Origin of the sequence: Frondihabitans sp. PhB188 (assembly GCF_003752365.1) — a bacterium.
Classification (GTDB): Bacteria; Actinomycetota; Actinomycetes; order Actinomycetales; family Microbacteriaceae; genus Frondihabitans.
Genome location: NZ_RJUO01000004.1, coordinates 138,530 through 155,361, shown reverse-complemented (window position 1 = coordinate 155,361; position 16,832 = coordinate 138,530). Strand labels below are relative to the sequence as shown.

The 16,832-nt window shown below is 69.9% G+C and carries 20 protein-coding genes; 5 read left to right on the top strand and 15 right to left on the bottom strand.

What is annotated here, in order from left to right; all coding sequences use genetic code 11:
• The first annotated feature begins 10 nt into the window (after positions 1-10).
• The 3 genes from EDF46_RS12775 (at position 11) to EDF46_RS12765 (ending at position 5,189) form a co-directional block, all read left to right on the top strand.
• Entirely contained in the window at positions 11-946 is a 936-nt protein-coding gene (locus EDF46_RS12775) for an ABC transporter ATP-binding protein (protein ID WP_123506699.1), read from the top strand.
• 115 nt (positions 947-1,061) lie between these two features.
• Positions 1,062-4,406 carry a S8 family serine peptidase gene (locus EDF46_RS12770; RefSeq protein ID WP_123506698.1) on the top strand — a complete coding sequence of 1,115 codons (3,345 nt, stop codon included), beginning with the start codon at positions 1,062-1,064 and terminating at the stop codon, positions 4,404-4,406.
• Between the two features lie 168 nt (positions 4,407-4,574).
• Positions 4,575-5,189 carry a TetR/AcrR family transcriptional regulator gene (locus EDF46_RS12765; protein WP_123506697.1) on the top strand — a complete coding sequence of 205 codons (615 nt, stop codon included), beginning with the start codon at positions 4,575-4,577 and terminating at the stop codon, positions 5,187-5,189.
• Positions 5,190-5,199: 10 nt separating this feature from the next.
• Here the strand turns inward: EDF46_RS12765 and EDF46_RS12760 are convergent, their stop codons facing one another.
• The 6 genes from EDF46_RS12760 to EDF46_RS12735 form a co-directional block, all read right to left on the bottom strand.
• A complete protein-coding gene (locus EDF46_RS12760; RefSeq protein WP_123506696.1) occupies positions 5,200-6,690 on the bottom strand; it encodes a mannitol dehydrogenase family protein in 1,491 nt (496 codons plus the stop codon).
• Between the two features lie 150 nt (positions 6,691-6,840).
• Positions 6,841-7,422 (bottom strand): DUF3618 domain-containing protein, encoded by a 582-nt coding sequence (locus tag EDF46_RS12755; RefSeq protein WP_123506695.1) that lies wholly within the window; start codon positions 7,420-7,422, stop codon positions 6,841-6,843.
• Positions 7,419-7,847, bottom strand: coding sequence for a phage holin family protein (locus EDF46_RS12750; protein WP_123506694.1), 429 nt, complete (start codon positions 7,845-7,847; stop codon positions 7,419-7,421). The genes EDF46_RS12755 and EDF46_RS12750 overlap by 4 nt, the downstream gene beginning before the upstream one ends.
• Positions 7,844-8,530, bottom strand: a complete 687-nt coding sequence (locus EDF46_RS12745; protein WP_123506693.1) for a hypothetical protein — start codon at positions 8,528-8,530, stop codon at positions 7,844-7,846. Before EDF46_RS12745 ends, EDF46_RS12750 begins: the two co-directional genes overlap by 4 nt.
• 323 nt (positions 8,531-8,853) lie before the next feature.
• Entirely contained in the window at positions 8,854-9,081 is a 228-nt protein-coding gene (locus EDF46_RS12740; protein ID WP_123506692.1) for a hypothetical protein, read from the bottom strand.
• 137 nt (positions 9,082-9,218) lie between these two features.
• A complete protein-coding gene (locus tag EDF46_RS12735) occupies positions 9,219-9,920 on the bottom strand; it encodes a hypothetical protein (RefSeq protein WP_123506691.1) in 702 nt (233 codons plus the stop codon).
• A gap of 137 nt (positions 9,921-10,057) precedes the next feature.
• On the opposite strand from EDF46_RS12735, the gene EDF46_RS12730 reads away from it, so the two are divergent.
• Together EDF46_RS12730 and EDF46_RS12725 are read left to right on the top strand one after the other, a co-directional pair.
• Positions 10,058-10,741 carry a response regulator transcription factor gene (locus EDF46_RS12730; protein WP_123506690.1) on the top strand — a complete coding sequence of 228 codons (684 nt, stop codon included), beginning with the start codon at positions 10,058-10,060 and terminating at the stop codon, positions 10,739-10,741.
• A complete protein-coding gene (locus EDF46_RS12725; protein WP_123506689.1) occupies positions 10,738-12,216 on the top strand; it encodes a cell wall metabolism sensor histidine kinase WalK in 1,479 nt (492 codons plus the stop codon). Before EDF46_RS12730 ends, EDF46_RS12725 begins: the two co-directional genes overlap by 4 nt.
• Positions 12,217-12,233: 17 nt before the next feature.
• On the opposite strand, the gene EDF46_RS12720 is transcribed toward EDF46_RS12725, so the two are convergent.
• From EDF46_RS12720 to EDF46_RS12680, 9 genes are all read right to left on the bottom strand, one after another.
• Positions 12,234-12,395, bottom strand: coding sequence for a YqaE/Pmp3 family membrane protein (locus EDF46_RS12720; RefSeq protein WP_123506688.1), 162 nt, complete (start codon positions 12,393-12,395; stop codon positions 12,234-12,236).
• Between the two features lie 34 nt (positions 12,396-12,429).
• Entirely contained in the window at positions 12,430-12,651 is a 222-nt protein-coding gene (locus EDF46_RS12715) for a hypothetical protein (RefSeq protein WP_123506687.1), read from the bottom strand.
• A 41-nt stretch (positions 12,652-12,692) separates the two neighbouring features.
• The gene (locus EDF46_RS12710) at positions 12,693-13,100 is read right to left on the bottom strand and encodes a hypothetical protein (protein WP_123506686.1); all 408 of its coding nucleotides are present in this window, start codon (positions 13,098-13,100) and stop codon (positions 12,693-12,695) included.
• A complete protein-coding gene (locus tag EDF46_RS12705; RefSeq protein ID WP_123506685.1) occupies positions 13,097-14,074 on the bottom strand; it encodes an Asp23/Gls24 family envelope stress response protein in 978 nt (325 codons plus the stop codon). The genes EDF46_RS12710 and EDF46_RS12705 overlap by 4 nt, the downstream gene beginning before the upstream one ends.
• 39 nt (positions 14,075-14,113) lie before the next feature.
• Positions 14,114-14,914 (bottom strand): aquaporin Z, encoded by an 801-nt coding sequence (gene aqpZ, locus EDF46_RS12700; protein WP_123506684.1) that lies wholly within the window; start codon positions 14,912-14,914, stop codon positions 14,114-14,116.
• A 136-nt stretch (positions 14,915-15,050) separates the two neighbouring features.
• Positions 15,051-15,224 carry a CsbD family protein gene (locus EDF46_RS12695; RefSeq protein ID WP_123506683.1) on the bottom strand — a complete coding sequence of 58 codons (174 nt, stop codon included), beginning with the start codon at positions 15,222-15,224 and terminating at the stop codon, positions 15,051-15,053.
• Positions 15,225-15,281: 57 nt separating this feature from the next.
• On the bottom strand, positions 15,282-15,887 hold the full coding sequence (locus EDF46_RS12690) for a hypothetical protein (protein WP_123506682.1): 606 nt from the start codon (positions 15,885-15,887) through the stop codon (positions 15,282-15,284).
• On the bottom strand, positions 15,887-16,462 hold the full coding sequence (locus EDF46_RS12685) for a DUF6286 domain-containing protein (RefSeq protein ID WP_123506681.1): 576 nt from the start codon (positions 16,460-16,462) through the stop codon (positions 15,887-15,889). The genes EDF46_RS12690 and EDF46_RS12685 overlap by 1 nt, the downstream gene beginning before the upstream one ends.
• On the bottom strand, positions 16,459-16,815 hold the full coding sequence (locus EDF46_RS12680) for a hypothetical protein (protein ID WP_233580024.1): 357 nt from the start codon (positions 16,813-16,815) through the stop codon (positions 16,459-16,461). The genes EDF46_RS12685 and EDF46_RS12680 overlap by 4 nt, the downstream gene beginning before the upstream one ends.
• Positions 16,816-16,832 lie beyond the last annotated feature (17 nt).

Genomic DNA, 16,832 nt, shown 5'->3' with positions numbered 1-16,832 from the left:
GGGTGCGACTGTGACAGTGCTCGTATCGGTGCGCGATCTCGAGGTCGCCCGCGATGGCCGCCCCGTGCTCCGGGGCGCCTCGTTCACCATCGGCGACGGCGAGGTCGTCGCCCTGCTCGGGCCGAACGGCGCGGGAAAGAGCACACTGCTGTCCGCGCTCACGGGCCTCGTGACACCGTCGGGCGGCACCTTCGAGATCGACGGCAGGATCGCCACGGCCCTGCAGACCCCCGGCATGGCGCGGCGCTCGGCCCTCGCCAACGTGGAGCTCGCCCTCGGCTGGTGGGGGGTCCCGCGATCGGAGCGCCGCCCCCGAGCCCGCGCGGCCCTCACTCAGCTGGCGGCCGACCACCTCGCCGACCGTCGAGCCTCCCTGCTGTCGGGCGGCGAGCAGCGGCGCGTGCACCTCGCGCGGGCCCTCGCGGTCGACGCCGACGTGCTCCTGCTCGACGAGCCGTTCGCCGGCCTCGACGGCGCGAGCCGGGCCGCCCTGCTGAACGACACGTCGTCGGCGCTCCGCTCCCGCCGTGGCGGGACTCTCGTGGTCGCGCACGACCGGGCCGAGGCATGGGCCCTCGCCGACCGGATCCTGGTGCTGCTCGACGGCAGGATCGCCGCCGACGGGCCCGCGCAGGCCGTGCTCGATGCGCCGCCGACAGCCGAGGTCGCGCGATTCCTCGGGTACGACGGCGAGATCCTGCGCGATGGTCAGACCGTGCTCACGCGCGCCGTCCATGTGCGGGTGACGCCCGGCGGAAGCGGCGAGCGAGCGATCGTCACCGCGGTGGTCCCGATCGAGGACGGCTTCCGCGTGGCGCTCGACGTCGACGGCGGCCGCGTGCACGCCGTCGTCGGCCCCGCACCGCGCCCGGCGGTGGGCGACTCGCTCTCGGTCGTCATCGAGACTCCCGTTCGGTTCGACACACCCGGCCTCCCCCGGAAGTGACCGAGGTGGACGAATCCGTCCACGACACGCTGACAAAGCGTTGTGAATCCGATATGGATTTGGCAAGCTCCTCAGACCAGACCGTTCGGCTCCGGCCCAAGCCCAAGGACACTCTTTGCCACGTTCGTCATCCCGGCCGATCCGCAAGGTAGCCCTTGCCTCGGTCGCAGCAGCGGCACTCGTCGCCGCCTCACTCGCCACCACCTCCCAGATCGCGACCGCGAGCACCTCGCCCGGCTCGCTCACCAGCCTCGCTCCGGCCCTGAAGCTGAACGCCCGTCTCGACAAGGCCACCGGCAAGGTCGCCGTGTTCGTCCGCACCGAGGGCGCCGGCGCCCTCAGCGTCGATGCGACGGCGAAGGGCGGCTCGCTCTCCGGGCGTCCGCAGTCGTCGGCCGCCAAGAACCGCGTCGCCGACATCCGCCGCACGAACTCCGCCGTCACCAAGGCGATCGCCTCGGCCGACCCCGCTGTCACCACGCTGTACACGACCGCGTACACGGTTCCCGGCGTCGCCGTCATCGCCGATGCGTCCGTCCTGAAGGCCATAGCGGCACGCAGCGACGTCGTCAGCATCAGCCCGATCACCCAGCGGAGTGTTCCGAAGCCGGTCACGACCAAGGGCGAGGAAGCGCCGCTGAACTCGAACGACGCGATCTACACGCGCACGCTCAACGCCTGGCAGCAGACCGGCCACACCGGCACCGGCATCAACATCGCCGTCATCGACACGGGCCTCGACTACACGCACGCCGACTTCGGCGGCCCCGGCACGACGGCCGCCTACGACGAGGCGCTGGCGAGCACCGCGGCGCCCGCCTCCTCTCTCTACGACTCCGCCAAGTTCCTGGGCGGAACCGACTTCGCCGGCGCCACCTACAACGCCGACCCGGACTCGGACGCCTACGACCCCGACCCGGCTCCCGACGCCAACCCGATCGACGGGCGCGGCGGCGGACACGGCTCGCACGTCGCCGGCACCGCGGCCGGATTCGGCGAGAACGCCGACAAGACGACGTTCACCGGCGACTACGGCGACCTCACGACCGACTCCGTCAACGACATGTACATCGGCCCGGGCTCGGCTCCTAACTCCGGCCTCTACTCGCTGAAGGTCTTCGGCGACGGCGGCGGCTCGACCGACCTCACCGGCGCGGCCCTCGACTGGGTCGGCCAGGCGCTGACGCAGGGCAAGAACATCAACGTCGTCAACATGTCGCTCGGCTCGGACTACTCGAACCCCGACGACCCCGACAACGCCAAGGTCGATGCCCTCGTCGCGCGCGGCGTGCTCCCGGTCATGTCGGCGGGCAACTCGGGCGACTTCACGGACGTCGGCGGCAGCCCCGCCAACTCCGAGAACGGCCTCAGCGTCGCCGCGGCCTCGAGCGGCTCCGCCGTCTACGACGGCATCGACGTCACCGCACCGGCTGGCATCAGCGGCACGTACAACGCCCAGTACTCGATCGCCTACACGAAGCCGCTGACCCTCAGGGCCGACGTCTTCGTGCCGAGTGCCGCCGGATCGACCGGCTGCGCGCCGTTCTCGTCGGACGACGCCGCCAGGATCGCCGGCAAGATCGTGCTTCTGCACTGGAACGACGCCGCCCTCGAGTGCGGGTCCGTCACGCGCTTCACCAACGCCACCAACGCGGGTGCCGCGGGCGTGCTGCTCGGCGGCTCGGTCAACGTGTTCGACGCCGGCATCTCGGGCAACGCCGACATCCCCGGCGCCGAGATCACGAAGGACGCCTACGCGGCGATCCTCCGCACTGTCGACGGCGGCGACACTGTCACCGTGTCGTTCAAGGACTCCCTGCGCCTCTACAAGTCCGAGATCGTCCCGAGCCTGACCGACACCCTCGCGACCTTCAGCTCGCGGGGAGTGCACGGCTCGTACGACAAGATCGTGAAGCCCGACGTGGCCGCCCCCGGTGTGAACGTGCTGTCGGTTCTCTCGGGCGCAGGAACGGGGCGCACCTCCGAGAGCGGAACGTCGATGGCCTCCCCCGACGCCGCCGGCATCGCCGCCCTCGTGTTCGAGGCCCACGACGGCTGGACCGCCAAGCAGGTCAAGGCCGACATCATGAACACGGCCACGCACGACCTGAAGGACGCCGACGGCAACCTCTACTCGACGATCAGCCAGGGCACCGGCCGCATCGACGCGCTCCAGGCGGTCACCAACCAGGTGACGGTCCGCTCGGACGAGAACGAAGGGCTCATCACCGCCTCGTACGGCGCTGTGGCGGTCTCGAAGCCTCTGACGGCGAAGCGCACGCTGGTGCTGCACAACTCGGGCAACACGTCGCAGACGTACTCCGTGGCGTACGCGTCGCGGATCGCGGCCCCCGGGGTCACCTTCACCGTCTCGGCGTCGACCGTCGTCGTCCCCGCCCGCGGTGACGTGACAGTCACGCTCACGATGAAGATCCCCGACCCGAAGGCCCTGCGCAAGGTCATCGACCCGACGCAGAACGCGACCGCCGGAGTCGGCGACGCCGAGATCGTGCGCGACTTCGTGGCTTCGGCGACCGGCTCGGTGCAGTTCACCCCGGCCGACTCGACCAGGTCGCCGTTGCGCCTCTCGGTCTTCGCCGCCCCGAAGCCGATCTCGGCGAACACCGGAGCCACCGCCGTCTTCGCGAAGAAGACGTCGACCACGGCTGTTCTCGGCATCAGCGGCACCACGCTGAAGCAGGGCACCGGCGTCCAGGCCTACACGGGCCTCACGGCCGCGTTCGTGCTCGGAGCCACCAGCCCGGTGAAGACGTTCCCCGCCGGCTCGCCGCAGCAGTCGCTCGCCGGTGCCGACCTCATCGCGGTCGGTGCGGCGTCGACGGCCCCGCTCGAGAAAGACAGATCCGACGGCATCCTGTCGTTCGGAGTCAAGACGAACGGACCGATCGCCAACCCCGGCGTCGACGGCGCCCCCGAGGTGTACATCGACACGGACGGCGACGGCGAGGCCGACTTCGTGACCTACGTGACGAAGTCGACGACGGCTGACGCCACATTCGTCACGACGATCGACCTCGTCTCGGGCAAGGCCGTCGACGTGGAGCCGTTCAACGCCGACTACGCCGGCGTCGACGTCAACACCTTCGACAGCTCGGTGGCGGTGCTCCCGGTCTCGCTCAAGGCGCTCGGCTTCACGAGCAAGTCGAAGAAGACGTCGATCACCTACGAGGTCGCGACCGAGTCGGCGTACGCGCCGGGTCTGGCCTCGACCGGCAGCTACGTCGTCGACCAGACGAACGCAGCCACCTTCGACGTCTTCGCGCCGAGCCTGTGGTTCTCGCAGAAGAAGTCGGACGACCTCGGCGGCGTCCTGCTGCGCGACCAGTCGCCCGGCATCGCGGTGCACCGCACGACGGCGAGCACGAAGCGGATCCTGCTCCTGCACCTGCACAACTCGGTGTCGAAGCAGTCGCAGATCGTCTCGCAGAAGACGAAGTAGCGGCTGGCCCTCACCGGCCGCCGCACCGCCTCGCGACTTGCCCCGATCTGGGCATCCACAGCCTGTGGAAGCCCGGATCGGGGCATCTCGCGTTCTGGGCGCGGCGCTGCGGCGGCGCCGCAGGCGGCGCTTCCGACATGCACGCCCGACTTAGAGGAGGATGGGCGGATGGAACTCACCGATCCATCGATCACCGCTGAACTGCGCCGACGCGTCGTCCATGCCGGCGTCGATGCCTTCCGCGCCGAAGGGCACCGCTCCGTGCGCGTCGCCGACATCGCACGCGTCGCTCGCGTCGACACCGAGACGGTCGAGATGGTGTTCCCGAGCTGGGACCTCCTCGTGATCGCGATCCTCGACGCCTGGTCGGGCACGCTCCGGCGCGAGCGGGTCGTCGTGGCCGAGACAGAGGGCGGAGTGGCCTACGTGCGCTCCCTCCTCGAGGCGGCCGCCGCCGACCCCGCGCTCATCCGCACGCGGATGGCCCTCCTCGGTGCTGCCTCCGACCCCGCTCACCCCGGTCGCGGCTGGTACCGGGCTCAGTACTCCGGCTTCGTGCAAGACGTCGGGCTCTTCCTCACGCGCGACGTCATCGCCAAGCGCGAGCCCCGCTCGATGGCTCCGCTCCACGCGGCAGAGCAGGTCATCGCGCTCTACGAGGGCCTGCAGCTCCAGTCGACGCTCCTCGACACGGTCGAGCTGCTGCCGGCCTTCGATCGCGCGATCGCCCGCCTCCGTGCCGGGTGGGCGGATCCTGCGGCGAAGCCCGTCCCCGTCCCCTGATCAGCGCCGCTCAGGCGCCGGCGAGCACCGTGCGAAGGGCGGCCTGGGCCCCGTCCGCGTGCAGGGTCGCCAGGGTGGCGCGGTAGGCGGCGACGAAGCGCTCGTCGTCGACGAGGTCGCCGAAGACGTCCCGATTGCGCAGGAATGCGAGGTCGTCGGCGCGGTTGCCGGCCGCCGCGGCCATGAGCGGCTCGCGAAGCTGGTCGACGACGTCGATCGGGTCGCCCTTCTCGTCGACGCCCTCGTCGTAGCGGGCCCAGCTCGCGACGACCGCAGCCGACAGCAGGAAATCCCCGCCCGCGTCGAGGTTCGCCCGCACGACGGGAAGCAGCCACTTCGGGATCCGGTCAGACGACTCCGCCGCCAGACGAGCCAGCGTGTCGCGGATCGCCGGGTTGCCGAACCGGTCGATCAGCGTCGCCTTGTACGCGTCGAGGTCGATGCCCGGGACCGGCTCGAGGGTCGGCGTGCCCTCTTCGTCCATGTACCGCCGCAGCAGCTCGCGGATGAGCGGGTCGGCCGTGGCCTCGTGCGCGTAGGCGTGGCCCGACAGGATGCCGAAGTACGCCATCGCCTGGTGCGAGGCGTTCAGGAGGCGGAGTTTCATCAGCTCGTACGGGACGACGTCGTCGACCACCTGCACGCCGGCCTCCTCGTAGGGCGGGCGCCCCAGCGTGAAGTGGTCTTCGAGCACCCACTGCTCGAACGGCTCGGCCACGACCGGCCACGCGTCGTCGATGCCGAACTCGTCGCGGACCAGGTCGCGGTCGGCGTCGAAGGTGACGGGGGTGATGCGGTCGACCATGGAGTTCGGGAAAGCCACGGTGGCTTCGATCCAGGCGCCGAGTTCCTGCGCCTTCGCTGTCGCGAAAGCAACGATGGTCTGCCTGGCGGTGTCTCCGTTGCCCTGGATGTTGTCGCACGACATGACCGTGAACGGCTCGACGCCCGCGTCGCGGCGTCGGCGGAGGGCCTCGGTGACGAAGCCGAACATGGTGGCGGGGACGGCTCCGTCGGCGAGGTCGGCGGCGATCGCGGGGGCGTCGAGCACGAACTCGCCGGTGACGTGGTCGATGTTGTAGCCGCCCTCGGTCACCGTCAGCGAGACGATGCGCGTCGACGGGGCGCTCATCAGCGCGAGCACCGCCTCGGGGTCGTCGGGCGCATAGAGGAAGTCGTGGATCGAGCCGACCACGCGCGGCTCGAGGCTGCCGTCGGGGTGCTTGAGCACGAGCGTGTAGAGGTGGTCCTGGGCGGCGAGCACGTCGCGCATCTCGGCGTCGCGCGGCATGACACCGACGCCGGTGATGCCCCAGTCGAGAGCTCCCCCGGCCTCCATCAGCCGGTCGACGTACATGGCCTGGTGAGCGCGGTGGAAGTTGCCGAGGCCGAAGTGGACGATGCCGGTCGTCACCGCCGCGCGGTCGTACGTGGGAGTCGGCACGTCGAAGCGGCCGAGCGTTGCGGTGGACAGCGGCACTGCTGGATCAGGGTGCGACATTGCGACCTTTCGTTGGTTGACCCAGCCTGGCACCCGGCGGGGCACTCCGCGACACCCGTTCGGCAGATTGTGAGCCGGACGACCTGCCGCGGCCCCGGCGAGCGCCTCGCGCTGGGCGTTCGCCAGGGTCCCGGCCTCCGTCGTCCGGGGTCAGGAGCTCTGGACGTCGTCCTTGGCGGCCTGCGCGGTGTCCTTGACGTCGGATGCCGACGACTGTGCCTCGTCTTTCACGGCGCCGACGGCATCCTGCGCGGTGTTCTTGACCGATCCGATGGCGTCCTGCGCCGGGCCCTTGAGGTTCTGCGCGACGTCCTGCGCCGCGCTCTTCGCCTGGTCGACGAGAGGAGCCGCCTTCTCCTTGACCTGTCCGGCGAGATCCTTCTCCTTGTCCGACGCGGGAATGAGCGAGCTGATCAGCCAGCCGGCGCCGAAGGCCACGAGACCGACAGCGAGAGGGTTGCCCTTGACCTTGTCGGCGGCCTGCTGGCCGGCGTCCTTCACGGCGTCGGCGCCCGTTCCTGCGCTCGCCTTCTTGTCATGGACGCTGCCCATGACCGTCTCTCTCACGCCCGAGAACCGGCTCTTGACCTTGTCGGCCTGGCGGTGCGCGATCTGCGTCGGATTGACCTTGTCGGCGAGCGCATCGACGTTCGTGCCGAGCTCGCTCCTCGTCGCGTCGATCTCTGCTCGGATCTGGTCAGGCGTCTTGCTGGTGCCATCGGTGTCGCTCATGCGGTGCCTCCCGGCTTCATCGTTTCGGGGATCTTCTTGAGGGTGTCGACCGTCTTCGGCGCTCCCGTGATGTCTTTGAGTTCCTTCTTGCCCCGCAGGAACAGGATCAGGGCCACGACCCCGTAGACCACGGCGACCACGACGGCCGACAGGGCGTTGTTCAGCACGAAGCCGAGACCCCACCAGGCCGCGATCGACAGGAAGAGCAAGGAGAACAGACCTGTGAGCCCTGCTCCGCCGAACATTCCCGCACCCTTGCCTGCCTTCTTCGCCGACTCGGTCAGCTCGGCCTTGGCGAGTTCGACCTCCTGGCGGAACAGAGTCGAGATGTCCTGCGACACCCCCGACAGGAGATCGCCAAGAGAGGTCGTGGCCGCTCTCTCCTCGGCTGTGAGATCGTCGGGGCGATAGTCCGGGTCGGTCATCGCTGCTCTCCGAGCGGGTGCTCCGAGGCTCGTCCGTCGACGAGCTCGTCGAACGTGCGGGTGTCGCCGTACTCGTCGAAGTCGGACGACGACGTGACTGTCTCGACCGGCGCGGCAGTCCGCTCGTAGCCCGTCTCGGCGACGTGCGTGAGGGGGCCGTGAGCGGTGTCCGGCGACGACGGTGCCGACGGTGCCGACTTGGATTCGGCGGCCAGCGATTTGGCGAGGCGACCGGCCAGGATCCCGGCCCCCGCTGCGATCACGATGAACGTACCCGGCTTGCGGGCGGCGAACGACTTCACCTCGTCGAGAAGGGAACCGGGATCGCGGCCGTCGAGCCAGGTCGCTGCCGATCCTGCGCGGCCGGAGAGGTTGCGCACGAGTTCGGAGGCGACGCCGTTCCCGTCGGACTTCTCCGCCATCGAGGAGAGCTCGTCGGAGACCGACCGCAGGCCCCCGGCCACCTTCTGCTGCTGAGCGCCGGCCTGATCCTTGAGCTCGGAGGTCGTCTGAGAGAAGAGCTCCTTCGCCTGGCTCTTCACCTCGGATGCGACGTCTCCGGCTTGCTCCTTTGAGACGCCGGCAATATGTCCGGCGGCGTCCTGGGCGTCGGCCGCGACCTTGCCTGCCTGGTCGAACGGGGGCGAGAAGGACGTCTGGTCGTCGGGAGGAGAGGTGCTCATGGGGATCTTCTTTCGATGGGTGAAGCGTGTGCGCGGCACCGGTAGGGCGGCACCGCGCACACGGGCTCGAGGAACTCCGCGAGGACGCACGCCGATGAGTCGGCGTGATCGGTCAGCGCGGGCTGCCCACGACGCACGACGTGAATTCACGAGTGCGGTTCAGAAATCGTGGAGAGATTTCGCGGCGTTCGACCCGGTGCGGGTTCCTGTTGGACACTGTCACCTCGAAATCGACTTGTCCGGGGGTTGCAAATGACGGCGTGACCTGCAGTCAGCGACTCTGGCGGTACCTCGCGCCCGATGATTGCCGGGCTGAGTCGTCACTATCGCTCGGGCGCGTGGTCGCCGATGCTCTGCGCGAGCCGCTTCTCGTAGGCGGCGTTCTGCGCCTTCACGCGCTCGAGCGCATCGGCGTTGTCGTGCAGCAGCGGAATCTGACGCTCCCACTCCGCGTCGTAGAGGGCCCGAAGGTATCCGCTGGACGCTTGGCATCGCGCGTCGAACGTCGCTTGACGGACGTCCTCTGCTGTCGCCACGTTCGAGCCGGACACGTCTCGAACCTGGCCGGATCGATGTACGAGTCGAGCGGCATGACCCACTCCGCGATGTTCTTCTCGGGAAGGAACTACTTTCGACCAGCCCTGGCGAGCGCGCGCGAGGCGCTCGCCAGGGCCGGCCGAAGGGCGGGTCAGCTCGACTTCGTGCCGGGCGTCACCGTGGCCTCGGGCGTCGGGGCACCCGAGGGCTGCTCGCCCTGCGCCGGCGGCGTGGGCGTCGTGCCGCTCTCGGGAGCGGCCGGTGCCGTTCCACCCTTCGGCGCAGCCGGCGCGCTTCCGGCCTTCGGCGCAGCCGGCGCCTTCTCGCCCTTCGGCGGTGCCGGAGGGGTCGCGCCGTCGCCCGCAGCTGCAGGGCCGCAGGCCGGGCCGCCCGCCGGAGCCGGTGCGCCGCTGGGCGCCGCCTTCGGCGCGTCCGTGGCGGTTCGCGTCGGGGCGTCCGTCGCGGAGCCGGAGGGCTGGCCGGACGCCGCGTCGGTCGGCGCGCTCGACTCGGTGCTGCTCGGGGCTGCCGCACTGCTCGCCTCGGGCCCTCCGGTCATGGCAGCAGCGGCTCCGACGCCGACACCGCCCAGGCACAGGGCCAGCGCGGCGGCGCCGATGACGACGCGCTTCCGGACGCGAGGCCGAGGGGACTCGTCGACCTCGGTGGCGTACCCGGCCTGGCTGGCCCAGAACGCCGAGTCGGCGTTCTGCGGTGCGGTCGGGAGCTCCCGTGTCGCGGCGTAATCGTCGGAGCCTGCCGGGGTGCCGGCGGTCGGCCGAGCGAACTCCTCGGTGGGCTGGTCGTCCGCGCGGCGGGTGTCGTCGGCGTCGTTGTCGTGTGTGTCGGTCATGAGATCTCCTTGGGTGATGAAGCCCGATCGGGCCGTGGATCAACCGTCGAAGTCGAATCTGAAGCATCGCTTAAGCTCAGGCTCCCAGCAGGTCTTTCCTAGGTCGGGCGCTCCGATCGCGACGTAGGGTTCCCTCCATGCCCAACCCTGCCCGCGTCCTGATCGTCGACGACGACGAGACGATCCGCACCTCCGTCGCCACCGCCCTGCACGCGGAGGGCTTCTCGTGTCGAACAGCGGCAGACGGCTTCGAGCTGACCGGCGAGCTCGCCTCGTTCCTGCCGGATCTGGTCGTTCTCGACTGGATGCTGCCGGGACCGAGCGGTATCCAGCTCGCGCAGACCGTCCGCACGGTGTCCGACGCCGCGGTCGTGATGCTCACAGCCCGCGACGAGGTCGACGACCGGCTCCGGGGCTTCTCGGAGGGCATCGACGACTACCTCGTCAAGCCGTTCGCGATGGCCGAGCTCATCGCCCGGGTCACGGCTGTTCTTCGTCGGCGGGGCCGCGTGCCGTCGGTGATCGAGATCGGCGATCTGCTGATCGACCAGGAGGCGGCGCTCGTCTCTCGCGGCGGGCATCGGCTCGATCTGACGGCCACCGAGTTCCGCCTGCTGGAGTTCCTCGCGTCGAGCCGCGGCCGGACGCTCTCGAAAGGCCAGATCCTGACGCAGGTCTGGGGGTACGACGACTACGACCCCAACCTCGTCGAGGTGCACCTGAGCTCGCTCCGCCGCAAGATGGAGGCGCACGGCAGCCGGCTCATCCACACGGTGCGCGGCATCGGCTACCGGGTCGCCGTCTCCGAGCCGGCTCGATGAACGCAGGATCGCCACCGCCGTCGGGGCAGCCGCTCCGCACGGGCTCCCTGCGCCTCCGCGCCGTAGTGGCCGTGCTGCTTCTGCTGGTGCTCCTGCTCGGCGCCCTCGCAGTGACCGTCGAGGCCACTCTCGGATCACGACTCCGCGGGCAGATCGAAGACCGCCTCCGCGATCGAGCGTCGGCGGCCACCGCCCTGGTGGGCACCGTCAGCTCGGACGACCTCGCCGAGCGCCTGTCGTTCCAGGGGCTGTCGGTCGTCATCCGCGACGAAGACGGCAACTCCGTGGTCGCCGGCCCGACGCCCGCTCAGTTGCGGGCCGGACCCAAGGCGGGTGCGGGGCTGCCGGGGCCGGCGAATGAGCAGCCTCCGACAGCGGATTCCACTTCGCCGGCGCAGTCCACCGCGACACCGACCGCGACGGTGTCCATCAGCTCATCCACGATCACTGCGGACGATCAGATCATCACCCTCGTCTCCCGCCTGAGTGACGGCTCGACGATCACGCTGACGGCCGACGCCTCGTCGGTCGGACAGACCCTCGCTCAGCTTCGCTGGGTCATGCTCGGCGCATCCGCCGGCTTCCTGCTGATCGCAGCGGCCGGGCTGGTTCTCGTCATGCGCATCTCGCTCCGACCCCTCGACCGGATGTCGGCCGTCGCGAGGTCGATCGCCGGCGGCGACCGCGGTCGACGCCTGACGCCGGCCAAGCCCCGGACCGAGATCGGCCGGGTCGCCCTGGCCTTCGACGAGATGCTCGACGCCGTGGAGGGGGCCGAGCGGAAGGCCGTGGAAGCCGAGGCGCGGGTGCGCTCCTTCGTCTCGGACGCCGCGCACGAGCTCCGGACTCCCGTCGCAGGCATGAGGGCAGCCGCCGACACTCTCGTCCGCGCGCCCGCCGACCCTGCGGACCGCGAGCGGCTAGCCGTCCATGTGGCACGGGAGGCGGGCCGTGCTTCGCGCCTCATCGACGACATGCTGATGATGGCGCGTGTCGACCGGGGGCTGGAGCTCGATCTGGCTCCGGTCGATCTCGGCGACCTCGTCCGCGCCGAAGCGGATCGGCACCGTCTCCGACACCCCGCGCTTCAGGTGACGACGCAGCTTCCCGAGGAGCCGGTGACCGTTCGGGGCGATGCCGACCGTCTCGCTCAGGTGATCGGCAACCTCGTGGACAACGCCGCGCGCGCGACGAGAGGACACGGGCACGTGACGCTGACTCTCGACCCGCCGGACGAATCGCGCGCCCGCCTGTCGATCGCCGACGACGGTCCCGGAGTTCCTGCATCCGACAGAGAGCGGATCTTCGACCGGCTCGTTCGACTCGATGCGGGGCGCGAGCAGGCATCGGGGGGCGCAGGACTCGGCCTCCCCATCGCCCGGGGCATCGCCCGCGCGCACGGCGGCGACGTCCGCTGCCTGGCGGTGCCCTCCGGCGCCGTCTTCGAGCTCGACCTTCCGGTCGTGCCGCGCTGACGGCGCCGGGGGTTGAGCTAGTCGCGCAGGACGCGGTAGATGCCGTAGATGACGCCCGGCACATGACCGAGCAGCTGGAGGAGGAACGCCCAGAGCACGCGGATGCTCGGGCCCTCGGCGATGAGCACGGCGAGGAACGGGAAGAAGCAGGCGAGGACGATCAGCAGGATCTTGCGCATGGGTCTCTTTCGGTTGGGGTGAAGGGCCGGTGGCTCAGGAGGCCTTGCGGGCCTTCTTGACACGGTCGGCCGCGGCGGCAGCCACCTTCTTGCCGAGCTTCTTGCGGGCCTTGGCGGACTTCGGGTCCTTCCAGAGCCGCTCGGCTTGGTGGCGGAGCGTCTCAGGCTGCTTGCCCTTCACGGGACGGTGCGAGCGTGCCCCGCGGAAGTAGATGACTGCGGCGATGAGGCCGACGAGGATGATCTTGTTGCGCATGGTGGTCTCTTTCGGTTGTGGAGGGGTGAGACAAGGGCTGATCAGCTGCCGGTGATGCGGCCGATCAGCTCCTGGACGAAGGGGATGACGTCCTGGACCTGAGCGACGCTGGCGAATGCCGTCGCGAACAGGGGCCAGAGCGACCCCACGAGCGTGGCGATGATCGCGGCGACGGCCGTGATCCAGGCCAGAGCCCCGAAACGAGCGAGGAAAGTGAGCGCCAGGAAGCCGAGGCCGATGAGGTAGCTGATCACGATCGACGCCGTGATCGCGCCGACCGGGATTCGGAGGGTGCCGAAGGTGGTGGCACCCACCCCGCCGATGAGTCCGAGGACCGGCAGGAGCACCCCGACGACGATCACGGCGCAGAGGACGACGGCGACGATGAGCGCTGTCCACGCCGCTCGCGGCTTGGGGTGGCGGCCGTAGCCGCGCGACCTGGTCTTCACGGTCGGGGCTCGTCGGCGGGACGCTCGGCTGCAGGGCGCCGAGCGTCGACGGCATCGTCGAGCTCGTCGAGCTTCTGATCCGCTTTCGCGTCCAGCTCGTCGAGCTTCTGATCGGCCTTCGCGTCGAGTCGCGCCAGGTCGTCGCCGGCGGTCTCGGCCGCATCCGAAGCGGACTCGGCCACCTCGTCGACCTTCGCTTCGGCTTGCGCCTGGAAAGCGTCGACCTTCGCATCGGCCTTGGCCGCGAACTCGTCGACCTTGTCACCGGCGTCGGAGGCGACTGCCCCCGCCTGGTCACGGAGATCGCTTGCGGTGTCGCTGACCTGCGCCTTCAGCTCCCCCGCCTTCTCCTTCATCTCGGCGACCTTCACGTCGGCCTGATCCCGGAGGTCGTCCGCCCGATCACGGAGGTCGTCCGCCGTCGCACCGGCCCGGTCACGCAGATCCTGGGCCGTCTCACCGGCCTGGTCGCGCAGGTCTCTGGCCTTCTCGCCGGCCTGGTCGCGCAGATCGCGAGCCTTCTCGCCAGCCTGGTCGATCGCGTCGAGGATCGCCGGGTCCTGGTCGAACGGACCGTGGATATCCGTGACGGTGATGTTGACGCTGACCGGACCGGCTGCGAGCTGACGAGCCGCGTGAGCGACCTGGACGCGGGTCTCGTCGACGACGTCGTCGATGGCGTGCGGGTACTCGACGACGATGTCGAGGTCGATGACGGTGGTGCCGTCCTCGACCGCCACCGTCACGCCGGGGGCGGTCGAGGTGCCGAGCACCTGACGGCGAGCGCGGTCGAGGGTGCGCGCGGCGACGCCGCCGAGGTGGTGGACTCCGGTCACCGCGGCGGCCGTCTCGGCGACCGTCGTGCCGAGAAGGTGCTCCGGGCTCTCCTGCTCGGCGTGGTGCGGGTCGATTCCGGTGAGGTCGACGGGTGCCGGCTGAGGCCGGGTTGCGTCTCCGGTGACTGCGTCGGTCATGTGGTTCTCCTTCGGTGGGGCAGTGACAGGTGGGGCTGGCTAGTCGCTCAGAGTGAGAGCGCGAGTCCGTGAGAGCTGACGATGCAGGAGACCTGCGATGGCGGCTCCGACGAGCGGAGCGACGATGAACACCCAGAGCTGCCCCAGAGCGGTGGGTCCGCCGTAGATCGCGGCGGCGATGGAACGGGCGGGGTTCACCGAGGTGTTGCTGATCGGGATGCTGATGAGGTGGATCAGCGTGAGCGTGAATCCGATTCCGATGGGGGCGACGGCCTTGTACTCGGGCTTCGCCGTGATCGAGAGGATGACGGTGACGAACACGGCGGTCAGGACGACTTCGGCCAGGAAGACGGCGCCGAGGCCGAATCCTCCGGGAGACGAGGTGCCGAACCCGTTGGAGGCGAAGCCGCTGTCGCGAGCCGAGGCGAAGTAGTTCGAGGGCCCGTCGGCGGCGATGAGGGCGAGGACGCTGGAAGCGATCGCGCCGCCGACGATCTGCGCGACGATGTAGCCCGGAACATGCCGCCACTCGGTACGGCCGGAGATCGCCAGGCCGACGGTGACGGCGGGGTTGAAGTGCCCGCCGGAGATGTGGCCGACGGCGTAGATGCCCGCCATCACGGTGAGGCCGAACGCCAGTGCGACACCGAGAAAGCCGACGCCGAGGGGGTTCTGGCTGGTGGGAAACGCCGAGGCGAAGAGAGCGGTGCCCACGCCTCCGAAGACGAGGAGGAACGTGCCGAACACTTCGGCGAGGAGGCGGGAGGTGGTGGGGTAGGTCTGCGCCTGCTGGCGTCGTTGCTCAGCAGTGGACCGGCTGACGGGCTTCTTCTGGCTCACGGGGGGACTTTCGTGTCGGTGCGAGGGAATCTGCGGGGCGAAGCTCGCGTCGGTGGCCGGTGGCGGTCGCTCGGGGTGTTCGTCTCGACGGGGGAGAGGATCGGCCCCCGCCCGTGTGGGCGGGGGCCGAAAGCGATCAGTTCTTGAACGCGTCCTTGACGTCTTCGGCAGTGTCGCGGCCCTTGCCCTTGACCTGGTCGGCCTTGCCCTCGGCGACGAGCTTGTCGTTGTCCGTCGCGTTGCCGACGGCCTCCTTGGCCTTGCCGGTGACGGTCTCGGCTGCGGCCTTGATCTTGTCTGCTGCACTCATGGTGATTTCCTTCTTCTCGTGGTGGCCCGGAGGCCGTCGGTGGGTGGGGTTGACGTGCTATACGACGCGGCTGGTGCCGGTCAGCTGGCTGCGGAGCCCGCCGGTGATCTGGATCACGACGGGTGTCGCGGTTCCGAGGAGGGCGTCCCAGTCGGCGACCGCGCGGTCGATCGACCGGCGCACCTCGATCGGCGAGACACCGCGGCGGGTCTGCGCCGTGATGCGGAGCACGTTCTCCTTCTTGACCTCGAAGGCGCTGACGTCGACCGACACGATGGACGGGTCGCGTGCCAGAGACTCCTCGAGCACCTGCTCGGCGACCTTCGCGTCGATGGTCAGGGTTCCGCCGGTGGGCGAGCCCTTGCCTTCGCCGCCGGCGACCTCGAGGAGCGTGTTCGTGCGCCCACGGCCCTGCCGGAAGATGAACCACAGGAGCAGCAGGATCAGGACGAGCGCGGCCACGGCCGTCACCCACAGGATCCAGGGCTGGCCGCCGGAGAGGGCGTCCGACGTGGGCTGCGTGGCGTCCTTCGCCGACTGGCTGACGTTCTTCTTCACGTCGGCGAGGAGCGCCCCGGCCGCTACAGCTCCACCTGCCAGAAGCAGGACGAGTCCGACGACGAAGACGAGCAGACGGTTGAGGAATCGATTCGTGCTGGTCATCAGGCGACCGTTCCTTCCTTGGACAGGCGCACCTTGCCGCGGAGGCTCGGGCTGTAGTCGTACGACGACAGCTCGTCGTCGACGGCTTCCTGGATGCTGCGGAGGTCGGCGGTGCGCCCCGACGTACGGGTGACGTCGACGTCGACGGAGCGCTTGCCGACCGTGACCTTGACCTGGTCCGGCTCTATGTCGCCGGCGTAGCTGGCGGTTCCGGCGATGCTCTGCGCGATCACGCGGTCGTCGACGAGTGCCGCCGTCCGGTCAGACGACGCACTGCGGCGGCCGCGGCGACCGGGTGCCAGCGCGACGATGATCAGGATGATCCCGATCACCGCGACGACGGCCCCGGCGGCGGTCAGCAGCCCCACGGGGGCGCTGGCCGCGTCGAGGATCGTGACCGCGGCGTCTTTCGGCGAGGCCAGGAGGGCAGGCTGCTTCAGTGCTGCGAGGACAGCCTCGACGCCGATCCAGGCGAAGACGAGGATCAGGAGCACTGCCAGGACGATGGCGATGCCAGAACGAGACGAATGCGTCTCGCGTCGCACGACGCGGCGGTAGAGGCCGGGGGTCGTCATGACAGTCTCTTTCGTTCACGGAGGTCGACGCCCGTGATGCGGAGGTCGACCCGGCCGATGGAGGATCCGGTCAGCTGCAGGCAGCGGTCGCGGATGGTGGTCTGGGCGGCCGTCAGGCGTTCCAGCAGGGTGCCGCTCGAACGACGCCCGACGTCGCCCAGCGGACTGACGTGGATCGGCGTCTTCGCGATCACGGTCAGTGAGCCGTCGTGGTCGGCGAGTTCCACCGACACGTCGGAGGCGCTGACGCTGAGAGCGTCCGCGGTGACGGCCGACACGACCCGGCGCACTGCGCGCGAGGTGATCTTCGTGCGGCCATGGAGGCCGCGGGCGGCCGCGGCGTCGACTGGCACGGAGTCGGCCATCACCG

Excerpts from the sequence above, each read along its gene's own strand:
- EDF46_RS12690 (WP_123506682.1), bottom strand. The coding sequence starts at position 15,887 with ATGACCAGCACGAATCGATTCCTCAACCGTCTGCTCGTCTTCGTCGTC.
- EDF46_RS12715 (WP_123506687.1), bottom strand. The coding sequence starts at position 12,651 with ATGCGCAACAAGATCATCCTCGTCGGCCTCATCGCCGCAGTCATCTAC.
- EDF46_RS12730 (WP_123506690.1), top strand. The coding sequence starts at position 10,058 with ATGCCCAACCCTGCCCGCGTCCTGATCGTCGACGACGACGAGACGATC.
- EDF46_RS12765 (WP_123506697.1), top strand. The coding sequence starts at position 4,575 with ATGGAACTCACCGATCCATCGATCACCGCTGAACTGCGCCGACGCGTC.
- EDF46_RS12755 (WP_123506695.1), bottom strand. The coding sequence starts at position 7,422 with ATGAGCGACACCGATGGCACCAGCAAGACGCCTGACCAGATCCGAGCA.
- EDF46_RS12725 (WP_123506689.1), top strand. The coding sequence starts at position 10,738 with ATGAACGCAGGATCGCCACCGCCGTCGGGGCAGCCGCTCCGCACGGGC.
- EDF46_RS12685 (WP_123506681.1), bottom strand. The coding sequence starts at position 16,462 with ATGACGACCCCCGGCCTCTACCGCCGCGTCGTGCGACGCGAGACGCAT.
- EDF46_RS12750 (WP_123506694.1), bottom strand. The coding sequence starts at position 7,847 with ATGACCGACCCGGACTATCGCCCCGACGATCTCACAGCCGAGGAGAGA.
- EDF46_RS12760 (WP_123506696.1), bottom strand. The coding sequence starts at position 6,690 with ATGTCGCACCCTGATCCAGCAGTGCCGCTGTCCACCGCAACGCTCGGC.
- EDF46_RS12735 (WP_123506691.1), bottom strand. The coding sequence starts at position 9,920 with ATGACCGACACACACGACAACGACGCCGACGACACCCGCCGCGCGGAC.
- EDF46_RS12720 (WP_123506688.1), bottom strand. The coding sequence starts at position 12,395 with ATGCGCAAGATCCTGCTGATCGTCCTCGCCTGCTTCTTCCCGTTCCTC.
- EDF46_RS12695 (WP_123506683.1), bottom strand. The coding sequence starts at position 15,224 with ATGAGTGCAGCAGACAAGATCAAGGCCGCAGCCGAGACCGTCACCGGC.
- EDF46_RS12705 (WP_123506685.1), bottom strand. The coding sequence starts at position 14,074 with ATGACCGACGCAGTCACCGGAGACGCAACCCGGCCTCAGCCGGCACCC.
- EDF46_RS12745 (WP_123506693.1), bottom strand. The coding sequence starts at position 8,530 with ATGAGCACCTCTCCTCCCGACGACCAGACGTCCTTCTCGCCCCCGTTC.